General features: G+C 69.1%; 10 protein-coding genes. 1 reads left to right on the forward strand and 9 read right to left on the reverse strand.

Translation table 11 applies throughout. The annotated features are described in order from the left end of the window. Positions 1 to 86 precede the first annotated feature (86 nt). From AC1DFU_RS09055 to imuA, 3 genes are read right to left on the reverse strand one after another with little or no spacing between them, the layout of a single operon-like run. Complete coding sequence (locus AC1DFU_RS09055; RefSeq protein WP_441592784.1) at positions 87 to 3,608, reverse strand: error-prone DNA polymerase; 3,522 nt, start codon at positions 3,606 to 3,608, stop codon at positions 87 to 89. Positions 3,609 to 3,638: 30 nt separating this feature from the next. Next, positions 3,639 to 5,219 carry a Y-family DNA polymerase gene (locus tag AC1DFU_RS09060; RefSeq protein ID WP_441592785.1) on the reverse strand — a complete coding sequence of 527 codons (1,581 nt, stop codon included), beginning with the start codon at positions 5,217 to 5,219 and terminating at the stop codon, positions 3,639 to 3,641. Continuing rightward, on the reverse strand, positions 5,146 to 6,039 hold the full coding sequence (gene imuA, locus AC1DFU_RS09065; protein WP_092295095.1) for a translesion DNA synthesis-associated protein ImuA: 894 nt from the start codon (positions 6,037 to 6,039) through the stop codon (positions 5,146 to 5,148). Before imuA ends, AC1DFU_RS09060 begins: the two co-directional genes overlap by 74 nt. A gap of 283 nt (positions 6,040 to 6,322) precedes the next feature. Between imuA and AC1DFU_RS09070 the strand changes: the two genes are divergently transcribed. After that, the gene (locus tag AC1DFU_RS09070; protein ID WP_255370816.1) at positions 6,323 to 6,622 is read left to right on the forward strand and encodes a hypothetical protein; all 300 of its coding nucleotides are present in this window, start codon (positions 6,323 to 6,325) and stop codon (positions 6,620 to 6,622) included. Positions 6,623 to 6,653: 31 nt separating this feature from the next. Here the strand turns inward: AC1DFU_RS09070 and AC1DFU_RS09075 are convergent, their stop codons facing one another. The 6 genes from AC1DFU_RS09075 to AC1DFU_RS09100 form a co-directional block, all read right to left on the reverse strand. Continuing rightward, positions 6,654 to 7,151 carry a DUF1579 domain-containing protein gene (locus tag AC1DFU_RS09075; protein WP_092294728.1) on the reverse strand — a complete coding sequence of 166 codons (498 nt, stop codon included), beginning with the start codon at positions 7,149 to 7,151 and terminating at the stop codon, positions 6,654 to 6,656. A gap of 169 nt (positions 7,152 to 7,320) precedes the next feature. Further along, a complete protein-coding gene (locus tag AC1DFU_RS09080; RefSeq protein WP_143093892.1) occupies positions 7,321 to 7,689 on the reverse strand; it encodes a DUF2880 domain-containing protein in 369 nt (122 codons plus the stop codon). Positions 7,690 to 7,796: 107 nt separating this feature from the next. Beyond that, positions 7,797 to 10,913, reverse strand: a complete 3,117-nt coding sequence (locus AC1DFU_RS09085) for an efflux RND transporter permease subunit (protein WP_441592787.1) — start codon at positions 10,911 to 10,913, stop codon at positions 7,797 to 7,799. A 6-nt stretch (positions 10,914 to 10,919) separates the two neighbouring features. Next, a complete protein-coding gene (locus AC1DFU_RS09090; RefSeq protein ID WP_092294722.1) occupies positions 10,920 to 12,092 on the reverse strand; it encodes an efflux RND transporter periplasmic adaptor subunit in 1,173 nt (390 codons plus the stop codon). Positions 12,093 to 12,094: 2 nt separating this feature from the next. Further along, positions 12,095 to 13,537, reverse strand: a complete 1,443-nt coding sequence (locus AC1DFU_RS09095) for a TolC family protein (protein WP_092295093.1) — start codon at positions 13,535 to 13,537, stop codon at positions 12,095 to 12,097. A 240-nt stretch (positions 13,538 to 13,777) separates the two neighbouring features. Then, positions 13,778 to 14,188, reverse strand: coding sequence for an auxiliary protein of the heavy metal cation-transporting efflux system HmyCBA (locus tag AC1DFU_RS09100; protein WP_092294720.1), 411 nt, complete (start codon positions 14,186 to 14,188; stop codon positions 13,778 to 13,780). Positions 14,189 to 14,395: the final 207 nt, after the last annotated feature.

Here is a 14,395-nt window from a genome sequence, read left to right on the forward strand (position 1 = left end):
CCGGGCAGATCGTGCTGGCCGATCGCGGCGCGGTTGCCTAAGTGTAGGTGCTACGGGCGACGGATACGATGCTCGCCGGCCATCCCTCAATGAAAATCCCGGCTCTCCGCCATCAGCTTGCCCAGCAGCGGGCTCAGGTCGACCAGTTCCTGCGCCACCAGGTGCCTGACCTCGCCCTGCCTTTGCCAGGTGCCGATCACGCCCAGCAGCTTGGCGCCGAGCACCTCCTTGCGCTGCCGCTCCACCAGGTCGGGCCAGATGATCACGTTGATCGGCCCGGTTTCGTCCTCGATGGAGGTAAAAATGGTGCCGTTGGCCGTGGAGGGGCGCTGGCGCACCGTGACGATGCCGCACGCGCGCACGCGGCGGCCGTTGCCCAGCCGCGATAGCTGCTGCGCCGTGAGGAACTTGAGCGCCGTCAGGCGGCGGCGCAGCAGGGTCAGCGGGTGGCATTTCAGGGAGAGCCCCAGGCTGGCGTAGTCGGCGGCCACGTCTTCGCCGATCTTCGGCTCGGGCAGCAGCAGCTCGGCTTCGGCCGGGGGTGCCTCGTGCAGCAGGTCGCGGTGCACCGACTGCACCGCCGCGCCGCGCGCCAGCCAACGCGCCTGGCGCCGGTGGCCGGCCAGCGACACCAGCGCGTCGGCCGCCGCCAGGACGTCGATGTCGTGCTTGTCCAGCCCCGCGCGCCGTGCCAGGTCTTCCACGCTCTCGAACGGCCGTTCGGCCCGCGCCGCCTCGATGCGCAGCGCGGCATCCTCGCGCATGCCGCGCACGCGGCCCAGCCCCAGCCGCACGTCGCGGTAGCGCTGGCCGGGGCGGCGGGCCTCCAGCGCGCTCTCCCAGCCGCTGACGGTCACGTCCACGGGCTGCGTCACCACGTCATGCCGGCGCGCGTCCTGCACCAGTTGCGACGGCGAATAGAAGCCCATCGGGTGGCTGTTCAGCAGGCCGCACAGGAAGGCATCGGGATGATGGCACTTGAGCCACGCGCTCACGTAGACCAGCTTCGCGAAGCTCGCCGCGTGGCTCTCCGGGAAGCCGTACTCGCCAAACCCCTCGATCTGCTTGCAGATGGCCAGCGCGAAGGACTCGGGATAGCCGCGCGTGGTCAGCGCGCGCACCAGCGCATCCTGGTGCTTCTTGAGATCGCCGCGCCGCCGCCACGCCGCCATCGAGCGGCGCAGCTGGTCTGCCTGCCCCGGCGTGAAACCGGCCGCGTCGATGGCGAGCTGCATCACCTGCTCCTGGAAGATCGGCACGCCCAGCGTGCGGCCCAGCACGCGGCGGATCACGTCGTTGAAGTAGGTCGGCAGCTTGCCGGTGCGGCGCAGCGCCTCGCGCCGCTTGAGGTAGGGGTGCACCATGCCGCCCTGGATCGGTCCCGGCCTCACGATGGCCACCTCCACCACGAGATCGTAATATTTGCGCGGCTGCAGGCGCGGCAGCATCGACTGCTGCGCGCGCGACTCGATCTGGAACACACCCACGGTATCCGCCTTGCAGATCATGTCGTAGGTGGCGTCGTCGGTCTCGGGCAGGTCTTCCATGCGGCACGGCAGCCCGGCCCGCTCGGGCTCGGGATTCGGGATCATCGCCAGCGCGCGCCGGATGGCGGTGAGCATGCCGAGCGCGAGCACATCCACCTTGAGCAGCCCCAGCGATTCGAGGTCGTCCTTGTCCCACTGGATCACGCTGCGGTCGGCCATGGCCGCGTTCTCGATCGGCACCAGCCGCGACAGCTTGTGCCGCGCGATCACGAAGCCGCCCACGTGCTGCGACAGATGGCGCGGAAAGCCGCGCAGCTGCTCGGTCAGGCTCGCCCATTGCCGCACGGCCGGGGAGTCGGGGTCCAGGCCGTAGCGCGTAATGCGCTCCAGGAACGCCGTGCCGCCATCCCACCACGCCTGGCCCTTGACCACCTGCTCCACCACGCTCGGGTCGATGCCGAGCGCGCGCCCCACGTCCCGCAGCGCGCTACGGGAGCGATAGGTGATCAGCGACGCCGCCAGCGCGGCCCGATGCCGGCCGTACTTCTCGTAGATGTACTGGATCACCTCCTCGCGCCGCTGGTGCTCGAAATCGACGTCGATATCGGGCGGCTCGTCGCGCTCGCGCGAGAGGAATCGGCCGAACAGCAGGTTGGCCTGCTCCGGGCTCACCTCGGTGATATGCAGGCAGTAGCAGACCAGCGAGTTGGCGGCCGAGCCCCGGCCCTGGCACAGGATGCCGCGCTGGCGCGCGAAGCGCACGATGTCGTGCACGGTCAGGAAGAACGGCTCGTAGTGCTTTTCCTCGATCAGTTCGAGTTCGCCCTCAAGCTGCGCCTCCCACTCGGGCTCCATGCCGTGCGGAAAACGCTCGCGGCTGCCCCGCTCCACCTCCTTGCGCAGGTAGCTGATCGGCGTCTCGCCGTCGGGCACCAGTTCCTCGGGGTATTCGTAGCGCAGCGTGTCCAGCGAGAACCGGCACTGCTCGGCGATCTTCAGCGTCTGCGCCAGCGCCTCGCGCGGATAGAGCCGCGACACCACCTGCCGCATGCGCAGGTGCGCCTCGGCATTGGGCGCCAGCGCCATGCCGCAGGCGGGCAGCGGCTGGCCGAGCCGGATGGCGGTCAGCACATCGGCCAGCGGCTTGCGCGAGCGCACGTGCATGGTCACGGCGCCGGCCGCCACCAGCGGCACGCCAGTTTCCGCCGACACGGCCTGGAGCCGGGTGCGGTGCAGCGCCTCGGCATGGCCCTGCAGCAGTTCCAGTGCGATCCACACGCGCGCGCCGAAGGTCTCCCGGCACCACAGCGCCTGCGCGCGCAGCACATCGGGATCGGCGCAGTAGTCGGGCAGCAGGATGGCGAGGCAATCGGGCATGCCGCGCAGGTGCGCCTGATCCGGCTCGGGGCTGGCGAGGTCGGACGGATACAGCAGATAGCTGCCCTTCTCCGCGCGCGTGCGGCCCAGCGTGATGAACTCGCAGAGATTGCCGAAGCCCTCGCGGTTCTGCGCCAGCAGCAGCAGGCGCGGGGGCGGCATGGGCATGGCATAGGGCTCGGGGGGCTGCCCGGGGGAGGCCGTCAGCGTGAAGCGGCTGCCGAGGATCACGTTGAACGCATCGGCGGCGGCGGCGCGCGCCTCCAGCACGCGGTGGCGGTGCGCGGCGGCATCGGGGTCGTCGTCCGGGTGGTCGCCCGGGTGGTCGTCCGGGTGGTCGCCCGGGTGGTCGTCAATGAGCGGCAAGGCGTCGGGGTCGCCCTCCTCCATGTCGTCCACATCGTCCATCCCCTCCATTCCATCGGGTGTGAAGGCATGGACCAGCTCGGCATCATCGAACTCGCCGTCCGCCTGCCCCGCCGCCAGCCGGCGGGCGCTGCGCGCCACGGCCTCCCACATCTCCTCGCGCAGCACCTTGATGGCGTGATGCGCGCGCGCCGTGCCCGCCACCGAGCACTCGTCGGTCAGCGCCAGCCCGCTGTAGCCGAGCTGGAATGCGCGCGCGATCAGTTCCTGCGGATGCGAGGCGCCGGTGAGGAACGTGAAGTTCGACACACAGTGCAGCTCCGCGTAATCGGGCAGCGAGGGCAGCAGCGAGGAGAGGCCAGGAAGCGACGACAGCATGGGGAAAACGTCAGGAATATTCAGGCGAAATCAGGCGAACAGCCCGTGCAGGAACCAGCGGTATTCGCCGCCCTCTTCCTGCCCGCTGCGGGTGGGATGGCCGGGGCGCTCGCGATAGACCCAGCAGCGCAGCCCGTCCGCCCGTTCGGCGATGAAATAGTCGCGCGTGGCCAGTCCGCCATCCCACCAGCCGGCTTCGATGCGCTCGGGGCGGGTGAGCATGACCAGCGGGCCTTCGTAGACGGGCCGGTGCCGCTGCACGCGCAGCGGCCGGGGCGCCTCCAGCAGCCACAGCGGCCGTTCGGGCGGCAGCGTGCCGGTGGCGGGCGCGCGGGGCGGCGGCTCGTCCACAGGGCCCCACTGGTTGGCGCATTCGGGGCGATGGTCGGCCAGCGGGCGAGGCTGCAGCACGTTGTCGCGGCCGAGGCGGGCCATCAGCGTATCGATCAGCCGGCCCAGTTCGGCCGGCGCCGCGCCGGGCTCCGGGAACAACGAATCGCTCTGCGGCAAGCAGGTCTCCATCGCCTCCACGCGCAGCGCCAGGCCGCCCACGGGCGCGTGGAAGCGCACCTTGTCGAGCTTCTCGCGCAGCAGCCTGGAAAGATGCACCGGGTCCCGGCTGGGCTGCGCCAGGCCCAGCGGCACGAGCGTGCTGTCCATGTCCTGGCCCAGCCGGTAGCGCTCGTGCTCCAGCACCAGCACGCAGCGCGTAACGCCGGCCTGCTGCGCCGCCAGCCAGCCGGACAGCGCCAGCAGCAGCCGCTGCGCGCCGGCCAGCACCCCGTCGGCCGCTTCGATGCGCCCCGGCAGCTCCATCCGCTGCGCGAAGGCAGGCGGCGCCTCGAACCATGCAAAGCCGGCCGGCGCCTGATCGTAAGCCTGATCGAGCCGCGCCAGCAGTGCCGTGCCGATGCGGCGCGACAGCCCCGCGCGCGGCAACTGCCTCACCTGCCCCAGCGTGCGGCAGCCCACGCCCTCGAGCCAGCCCGGATCGGCCAGCGTCTGCAGGCACGCCACGGGCAGGGCATCGAGCAGGCGCGTCATGCGGGCAGGCTGGATGGCGCGGCGCGCGGGCCGCACGATCCCGCGCCGCGTCCGGCGCAGCGGCTGCCGGGCGAGCCAGGCCGCGCCCTGCGCCGTGGTGCCGCAGCCCAGTTGCGCGAACGTGCCGAGCTGCCGCACCCGCGCGCGGATGGCACGGCACAGCGCGCGGTGCCCGCCGAACAGGCGCAGGCTGGCGGTGACGTCGAGCATCACGGTGGCCGATTCGGCATCCGGGTCGATCGTCACGGCCGGCGTGAAGTGGAGCAGCGTCAGCGCCACGTCGGTCATCAACGCCTCTTCGGCCGGGAGGCTGCGCTCCAGTTGCACGACCTCCGCCGACAGCGCCTGCACGCCGCCGCGCCGCATGCCGAACGCCACGCCGAGGGCCACGGCCGGGCCGTTGGCCAGCACCACGCGCTCGTGCGCCATCACCGCCACGGGCAGCGCCTGTTGCAGCGTGCCGGAGGCGGGGACGGACGGCGCACCGGCGGCCTCAGGCCAGCTCGGTTGCAGCGCGTCCAGCGGCAGGCGCGGCAGATGCACCGCGATCCAGAACGTCGGCAGCATGATGAGGGGGCACCACGGAAGGCGCGGTGGGAGTGACAGGAGCGGTGGGAGTGACGGGCGTGGCGACGCGTGCGGGCACGTGCGCCATGCCGCCCAGCGACAGTTGCAGCGGCGCGTCCCGCACGGGGCCACGGCGCTTGTGGAAGGCAATCGACAGCATGTTGCCGGGCAACGGCGACAGCGCCAGCCGCAGCACGGCCGGCGACGATTCCTGGAGCACGCGCAGGGGCCGCAGCACCCAGACCACGGTATCGCCGGCCTGGGCCAGCACCTGAAGCCGGCGCAGCGCCTCGGGCCGCGCGGCGCCGAGCCACACCAGCACCGCGCCGAACGCCTGGCTGCGCAGCATCTGCTCGGCCGCCCAGAGCATGTCCGTGCGGCGCGAGGCCGGCGGGGTGGCCGCCGGCGGCCGCACCCAGTAGAGCTGTCGCGCAGGCAGGCCGGCCAGCCCCGCCAGCCCAGCGGCATTCGGCAGATAAGGCGGATTGACGAACGCCAGGCGCCGCCCCGCCGCGGCCAGCGTGCGCAACGCCGGCATCAGCAACCGCAGTTCGCCCACGCCATCGTGGGCGAGCAGCAGTTCGGTGACCGCGCCAGCGGGCCAGCCCCCGCCGGGCAACTCCTGCGCCAGCGCGTCATAGCCGCTCGGGCACACGGGCAGCCGGCCGGCATGGCCCAGTTGCCCGGCGCGCCACAGCCCGGGGTAGCGATGCTCGAGTTCGGCCACCGAGGCCCGGTGATCGGGCACGGGATCGGGAGGCGAAGGCAGTGGAGACGCACCATCCTCCTCGGCAGGCAGGATGTGCGGGGGCGCAGTCATGGTGATGAATTCGGCACACGCGGCGGGCGTGCGCCATCGGAAGATTGACGATTACTGTATGCTTATACAGTATCGACGCTGGCGCAAGAGGGGCATGGCCGAAGTGGAACGCGCGCCGCCTCGTTGGGCGAAAAGTGGCCCAAAAGGCCCCACATCTCCCACTACAGTGGGGCAACTGCCACGAAACGACGTGGCGGATTGCAAACAAATGTCAATCCGGATTGTGCAGCGCGGGGCAGGTGCGGAAAAATGCGCCCCTATGAAACGGAATACACGTCAATGTGTGCATCTTCTGATCGCCGGTTTGCAGCGCGAGGGTCCGCTGCGCCGCGACGCGCTGGCTGACGCCAGCGGCTTGTCCCCGGAGGAGACCACCCGGGCGCTGAAGGCCGCGCGGCAGATGAGCGTGATCGACCATGTGCCCTACGGCCCGGGCACCCTGCCGGCTGCCGTCTACTACCAGCTGACGGGGCGCGAACTGCCGCCCGCGCGCAAGAGCACGCGCATACCGCCCGCGCCCGACAACCGCTTCCAGCCCCTGCTGGACGCCTGGTGGAACAGCGACGAACTGGACCGGGTCTGAGGCGTCCGGCTTCGACGCCCCTCCCCGCGCCCTACTTCTCCCGCCGATACCGCGCCTGCATGATCTGCATCCATTCGCCGTCATCGCCCTGCATGAATGAGGTCAGCGTGCGGTTGTCATCGTCCTGGAAGGCGATTACGTCGCGGAATTTCGAGGTCTTGCCCGGCACCAGCTTGCCTTCCGGCGTGAAGGTCGGGCCATCGGCGCGCAGCGTCAGCGTGCGGCCATCGGCCTCGAGGTCACCCTCGTAGATCCACATATGGGTCATCATCGACCCGATGAAGGTGCCCACGAAATGCTTGCGCGTGGGGTCATAGCCCAGCGTCATCACCGTGACGGCCTGCCCGCAGCCGGGCATCTCGCCCTCGGAGCGGCCCTGCACCCAGAGGTCGCCCACGGCGCCCACCTGTTCGGGAATCTTCCACTTCTGCGGCGGGGTGTCCGGCCCCATCACCGCCTCGCCTTCGGCCATCCATTTGCCCACCAGCTTCTGCAGCCAGCGGTGTTCGTTGGTCGTTTCGGTCTGCATTGCAACGGTCTCCTGTTGATCGGTTTGATTCAGTCGATGATGTCGCTGCCTATTTGTGTACAGCGTACACAAGAGCTTAGGAGATGGTCCCGTACGTGTAAAGACGCGCCAATGAAAAAGCCGCCAAGATGACAGCATTGTCATCTTGGCGGCTCGCAAACCCTTGTATTTACTGGGGCAGCCGTACCTTCGGCACGATGAACTGGTTGCCGGGCGCGCGCATGACATCACACTGGGCGTCGCCCTTGCGCGTCTCGCCGGCCTGGTTCACGAACTCGACGTTGCCGACCACGCTGTAGAAGTCCTCCGCCACGCGCCGCGTGGTGCCGCGCACCCAGCGGAAGCGGTCGGGGTTCGGCAGCCTGGCCTTGACGGCCTCCATGCAGGCCACGGGTGCCTCGGGTGCCTCGGGGCGTCCGCCGCGCTGGCCCAGTTCGATATTGACGGGCGCCTCGGTAGCGAAGGCGAAGGTCGAGAGCGTGGCAGCAGCCAGCGCCACCAGCATGCGGCGCCCCTGCCGTGAAACCGGCAACGTCATGGAATCCCTCCGAAAAACGAAAAACGGCCGACACGCGTGGCGTGCCGGCCGGCCGTCATTGTACTGCGACGTCAGGGGTCAACGTCAGGGCCAACGTCATACCGCGCCTACACCGACATGTCGCGCGGCTCCGGCTTGCTGTCGTCGAACCAGCGGTACAGCACCGGCACCATCACCAGCGTCAGCAGCGTGGAGGTGATCAGGCCGCCAATCACCACCACGGCCAGCGGACGCTGCACCTCGGAGCCCGGTCCGGTCGAGAACAGGAACGGCACCAGGCCCAGCATGGCGATCGTCGCGGTCATCATCACCGGGCGGAAACGCTGCGTAGCGCCGCGCACCACCGCGTTGCGCAGCGACATGCCCGACTCGCGCAGCGTGCGGATGTACGACACCAGCACCACCCCGTTCAGCACCGCCATGCCCCACAGCGCGATAAAGCCCACGGACGCCGGCACGGACAGGTACTCGCCCGTCACGAACAGCCCGATGATCCCGCCGATTGACGCGAACGGCAGCACCGTGATGATCAGCGTGGCAAAGCGCAGCGAGTTGAACAGCAGGAACAGCAGGAAGAAAATCGCGGCGATGGTGATCGGCACGATGATCTTCAGGTGGCCCATGGCGCGCTCCATGTTCTGGAACTGGCCGCCCCACTCGAAGTAGTAGCCCTCGGGCAGCTTGACCTTGCTCTCGGCCGCGCTCTGGAGTTCGGCCACGAAGCCGCCCAGGTCGCGGTCCTTCACGTTGATCATCACCACCACGCGGCGCTTGGCCATTTCGCGGCTGATCTGCGCCGGGCCGTCGCTGACCTCGATCTTGGCCACGGACTCCAGCGGCACCTGCACGCCGCCCGGCGCCGGCACCAATAGCTGGCGAATGGCCTGCACGTTGTCACGGAAGTCCTCGGGCAGGCGCACCGCCGCCGCGAAGCGGCGCTCGCCCTCGAAGATGTCCGTGGCGCGCTTGCCGCCGATGGCAATCTCGATGATGTCGTGGATGTCCGACACGTTCAGCCCGTAGCGCGCAATCGCCTGCCGGTCGATCTCGATCGACAGGTATTGCTGGCCCGAGATCCGCTCGATCCGCACGTCCTGCGAGCCCTGGATGCCGCCCGCCACGCGCGCGATCTCGCCGGCCAGCTCGCGCAGCTTGTCGAGGTCATCGCCGAAGATCTTCACCGCCACGTCGGAACGCACACCGCTGACCATCTCATCCACGCGGTCCGAGATCGGCTGCGCCATCACGACCTGCACGCCCGGAATGGCCTTGAGCTTCTCGCGAATGGCGTTGGCGATGTCGTCCTGGGTCCAGCCGTCCGGCCACTCGTCGCGCGGCTTCAGGCTGGCGATGGGGGTGGACTCGTTCTGGCCCTGCGGGTCCGCCGGGCTCTCGCCCCGACCCACGCCGGACACCACGGACTTCACGCCCGGCACCTCCAGCACCAGCTTGTTGGCCATCTTCTCGAGCTTGATCGACTCCTCCAGCGAGATGTTCGGCACACGGTCGATGGCGGGCACGATGGAGCCCTCCTTCATCTCGGGGATGAACGAGGTACCCAGCAGCGGCACGATCAGGATCGTCGCGACGAACAGCCCCACCGCCGACAGCACGGTGGTCTTGCTGTTCTGCAGCGCCCAGTGCAGCATACGCAGGTAGTTGCGCTTCATGAACGCGATGAGCTTGGTGTCATGCTCGGCGCCGCCCTTGAGCAGGTAGGCGGACAGCACCGGCGACAGCGTCAGCGACAGGAACAGCGAGATCGCCAGCGCAATCGAGATCGTGAAAGCCAGCGGCGCGAACATCTTGCCTTCCATGCCGGACAGCGTCATCAGCGGCAGGAACACCAGGATGATGATGCCTACCCCCACGATCACCGGCGTGGCCACCTCCTGCACCGCCTTGACGAGGATCTCGGTGCGGGTCAGCCCCGATTTCTCGGCGTGGCCCAGCCGCTCGAACGCGTTCTCCACCACCACCACGGAGCCATCCACCATCAGGCCGATGGCGATGGCCAGCCCCCCGAGCGACATCAGGTTGGCCGACAGCCCCACCTTGTTCATGACGATGAACGTCATCAATGGCGTGAGCACCAGCGTGGCCAGCACAATCACCGACGAGCGCACGTCCCCAAGGAACAGGAACAGCACGATCACCACCAGCACCACGCCTTCGAGCAGCACCTTGGTTACGGTCCAGAGCGCGGCGTCCACCAGTTCGCTGCGGTCGTAGTACGGCACGATCTGCAGCTTGCCGGGCAGCATGCCGCGGTCGTTGATCTCGGCCACGCGGGCCTTCACGCGGCTGACCACTTCCTTGGCGTTGCCGCCGCGCATCATCATCACGATGCCGCCCACGGCCTCGGTCTGGCCGTTCTTGACCAGCGCGCCCTGTCGCACCTCGTGGCCGATGGTCACCTGCGCCACGTCGCGCAGGTAGACCGGCGTGCCGTTGATCTCCTTCAGCACGATGCTGCCGATGTCGTCCACGCCCTTGGCCAGGCCCACGCCGCGAATCAGGTACTGCTCGGCATAGTGCGGCAGCACGCCGCCGCCCGAGTTGGCGTTGTTGCGCGCCAGCGCCTGGTAGACCTGCTGGATGTTGACCCCGTAGTGGCGCATCCGCTCCGGGTTGACCAGTGCCTGGTACTGCCGCACGTAGCCGCCCTGCGAGTTGATTTCCGCCACGCCGGGGATCGAGCGCAGCAGCGGCCGCACCACCCAGTCCTGGGCGATGCGGCGCTCGGCCAGCTCCTCCTGCGTCAGTTCGCGGTTGCCATCGTCGGCGCGATCCAGCGTGTACTGGTAGACCTCGCCCAGGCCCGTGGAAACGGGGCCGAGCACCGGCGTCACGTCCGCCGGCATGCGCCCGCCCACCTCGATCAGCCGCTCCATCACCAACTGGCGCGCGAAGTAGACGTCGGTCTTCTCCGTGAACACCAGCGTGATCAGCGACAGGCCCGCCTTGTTCAGCGAGCGCATTTCCTCGAGGCCGGGCAGGCCGGTCATCGACATTTCGATGGGCACCGTGACAAAGCGCTCCACCTCCTCTGGCGAGCGCCCGGTGGCTTCGGTGGCGATCTGCACCTGGACGTTGGTCACGTCCGGGAACGCATCGACCGACAGCTTGCTGGCAGCGCGCAGGCCGAAGAAGAACAACACCACGGCAATCACGCACACCACCAGCCGCTGTTTGATAGCGGCTTCAACTAGGGATGTCATCATGGCCGCTTACCCCTGTTCCAGGCGCTTGCGTTCATTGTCCAGATGGAACGCGCCCTCCACGACCACGCGGTCGCCCGGCTTGATGCCGCCCTGCACCACGCGCATGCCGTCGCTCTCGGCGCCGAGCTTGACCTTGGTGATGCGGTACTGGCCCGGGGAGGTCTCCACGTAGACCTGCTCGTCGTTGCCATCGCGCACCACGGCGGACTCCGGCACCACGAGCTGGTCCACCGGCTTGCCTGCAATCAGCATGCTGGCCAGCATGGCGGGCTTCAGGCGCCCTTCCTTGTTCTCGAGTTCCGTGCGCACCAGCACCGTGCGCGACTGCGGGTTCACGGTGCGGCCGACGTAGATCAGCTTGCCCGTGATGCGGCCGGCGCCATTGGCCACCGACGGCACATCGATATCGACACTCTGGCCCTCGGCCACCTGGGCGGCCTGCTGCTCGGGCACCTCGGCGACTACCCAGACGTGCGAGAGGTCGGCCACGGTGTAGAGCGCGTCGGCGGGCTGCACCACCTGGCCCTGGGCCACGTTGCGCTCCACCACGGTGCCCTGGATGCTGGAGTAGACCGGCGAGTACGAGTCGATGCTGCCGCTCTTGGCCAGCGTGGCAATCGACGCCGCGGACATGCCGAGCACGCGCAGCTGGTCGCGGTAGGCGCGCATCTCGGCGGCGGCGATGGCGTATTCGCTCTCGCGGCGTTGCAGTTCGGCGCGGCCGATCACGTCGGCGGCAAACAGCTGGCGCGCGCGCTCGGCATTGCGGGCCTGCAGCGTGCTCTGCGCCTCGGCCTTCAGGAAGGCCATCTGGGCGGCGCCCAGCTCGCTGCTGTGCAGGCGGGCGAGCACCTGGCCGGCCTTGACCTCCTGGCCGAGGATGCCGTACAGGTCGGTCACCCGGCCGGTCACGCTGGCGCCGATGCGGGACACGCGCTGTTCGTCGAAATCGATGCGGCCGGACACGCGCAGCATCTCGCTGAACGGGGACGTGGCGACGGGCGCCACCTTCAGCGTTTTCTGGAGGTTCTCTTCGGGCTTGACGATGCCGGGCGGCAACTTGGGCGCCTCGGCGGTCGGCTCGGGTTTATCGGAGCAGCCGGCCACGGCCATCAGCATGACCGCGGCGGCGATCAGGGAAAGCAGGCCACGTGGACGATAGGGATGATGGGGGCGCATGATCAGTTCGGAGTCGGCGGATTCGGGGAGTCGGACATCGACGGCGCAGCGGGTGCACCGGGCGCACCGGGTGCGACACCGGCAGCGGTGCCGGGGGCGGTCGACATAAGCTTTTCAATCTGGATGGCGGCAACCTGGAGTTCGTACTGCGCGGAAATCAGTTCGCTGCGGGCGTTGCGCAGCACGCGCTGCGCGTCCAGGTAGTCGAGAATGCCCCGCTCGCCGAAGCGGTAGGCGGCCTCGGCCACGCCCAGCGCGGACTCGGCCTCGCGCACGATGCCGGACTCCAGCGCCGTGACCTGCGCCTGGGTGATCTCGTACTGGCGGTAGGCGGTTTCCAGCTCCTGGTTCAGCTCGAACTCGCGCGCCTCCAGCGCGGTGCGGGCCTGGGTGGCCTGCGCCGCCGCCTCGCCCACCGGGCCGCTGCGGCGGTCCCACAGCGGAATCGTCATGACCAGGCCGATCTGCGACACGTTGTTGTCGGGCTGGCGATCCGTGCTGGCACGCACGGCCACTTCCGGCCAGCGCAGCGAGCGCTGGTAGTCCACACCCAGCCGGGCGCGCTCCAGCTCCATGCGGCGCTGGGCCAGTTCCGCGTTGCCGGCCTGCATGGTGTCGCGCAGCACGGGCAGGTTCGGCACATCCGGCGCGTTGCCCAGGGTGCCGGTCAGGCGGAAGTTCGACGGCAGCGCCCCGCCCACCTGCTGGCGCAGCGCGGTCTTGGCCTGCTCGACGCGCAGCTCGGTGGTCTGGAGCGTCTTCTGGGCGGCCAGCAGTTCGGTCTCGGCCTTGATCAGCTCGTAGCGCGGCGCTTCGCCCACGTCCACACGCACCTTGGCGCGGGAATGGATCTGGCGCATCAGGGACAGGTCTTCCTGCGCGGCGGCCAGCTCGGTCTCGCGGCGCAGCACCTGGTAGTACGAGGTCTTCACGCGCGCGGAGAGGTCGCTGCGGAACCCCTGGCGCACGGCCTGCGAGGCTTCGAACCCGCGTCCGGCCATCTCCTGGCGCAGGCTGCGCTGCTGCGGATAGTCGAACTTCTGGACGAAGGCGTAGGACGGCGCGTTGCCGCTGGCGACACCGGCCTCCTTGCCGTGAAGTCGACCGTACATCACTTCGACCTGAGGATTCGGATAGGCCCGCGCGGTGCTGATGGCCGCGGACGCGGCATCGACATTGGCCTGCGCGGCCTCCACGCCCTTGTTGGTGGACTGGGCCAGCGAGAGCAGGTAAGGCAGGTCGAAGCTGTCGGCAGCGGCCATCGTGGCCGGTGAGGCGGCGCGCGGCAGCGTCACGGGGCCGGACGGCGCGGCAGGCTTGGTGGTGGCGGACTGCGCCACCTTGGGCGCGGCGGCGGAGCCACCGGGCACAGGCTGCGCGGCCATTGCCGGCGCCGCTACCAGCGATAGCGACGCGACCCAGGTCAGCGTTTTATTGATAGTCATGTCGGAATCAATCGAGCGATACAACTGCCCGACGCCGCCACGATGGCCAGGCGCGTCCTCGGCTGCGGCGGGCGCGAGAGGACCTGCATGGCATCACGCCGTGACGGCTCGGATCACGGACGCTTGGGGGCGCTCAGGGGCAATGGACGGGACGACGGACGGCTGGTTAAGAGTAGTCGCTCAATGCCATGAAGACAGAGGCGACCGTGTCAGAGACAGCGCGCGGGGTGGCCCGGGAGATCAGGCGAGGAGATTGGGCGGCCGGAACAGGCCGTCCGGTTGGGACGCGGAGCGTCCCGGCAGGATGGGCGCCACGTCGTCGATCGACTGGGCCAGTTTCATGTCGGGGAGATCGAACAGCGCGCTGGATTCCTCGATTTCATCGAGCAGGTCCAGCGGGTCGAGCAGATCGGCCGACCAGATATTGCAGTAGCCGGGCGGCGGCGCGTTGTCGAACAGCGCCTCGGCCTCCAGCGCGGCATCGCCGGGCAGGACGATCTGGGCGAGGTCGTCACCGGTTGCCAGCATCGCGTCATAGTCCGGCATGGCCGCCTCCACCTTCGGCGTGCCCGCGAGCGCACCCGCCGCTGCCGTAAAGGACAGCGCGGACAAGCACAGGGCAGTCAGCACGAAGAGGATGAAACGTCTCAAAACGGGGGCGCGATGGGCGTTGGGGCGATTGGGGGCACGCACCGGGACGGCGCTGGGGTTCTTGCAGAACACGCACCAGTACCGGCGTTGCTGCGGTACAGCATTGTAACCGAACGCAACAATTGACTGGTCAGACGGGGTAGTAGTTCCCCTAAGACCGTCGCCCCGATGCCCGCGGTCATCCCCCGCAGCGGTGCTACGATCGCC

This window comes from Cupriavidus sp. 10L45 (genome assembly GCF_056395225.1).

Bases quoted from the DNA above. Each gene is read 5' to 3' on its own strand.
- AC1DFU_RS09075 (WP_092294728.1), bottom strand. From the start codon at position 7,151: ATGCAGACCGAAACGACCAACGAACACCGCTGGCTGCAGAAGCTGGTG.
- imuA (WP_092295095.1), bottom strand. From the start codon at position 6,039: ATGACTGCGCCCCCGCACATCCTGCCTGCCGAGGAGGATGGTGCGTCT.
- AC1DFU_RS09055 (WP_441592784.1), bottom strand. From the start codon at position 3,608: ATGCTGTCGTCGCTTCCTGGCCTCTCCTCGCTGCTGCCCTCGCTGCCC.
- AC1DFU_RS09080 (WP_143093892.1), bottom strand. From the start codon at position 7,689: ATGACGTTGCCGGTTTCACGGCAGGGGCGCCGCATGCTGGTGGCGCTG.
- AC1DFU_RS09095 (WP_092295093.1), bottom strand. From the start codon at position 13,537: ATGACTATCAATAAAACGCTGACCTGGGTCGCGTCGCTATCGCTGGTA.
- AC1DFU_RS09090 (WP_092294722.1), bottom strand. From the start codon at position 12,092: ATGCGCCCCCATCATCCCTATCGTCCACGTGGCCTGCTTTCCCTGATC.
- AC1DFU_RS09085 (WP_441592787.1), bottom strand. From the start codon at position 10,913: ATGATGACATCCCTAGTTGAAGCCGCTATCAAACAGCGGCTGGTGGTG.
- AC1DFU_RS09060 (WP_441592785.1), bottom strand. From the start codon at position 5,219: ATGCTGCCGACGTTCTGGATCGCGGTGCATCTGCCGCGCCTGCCGCTG.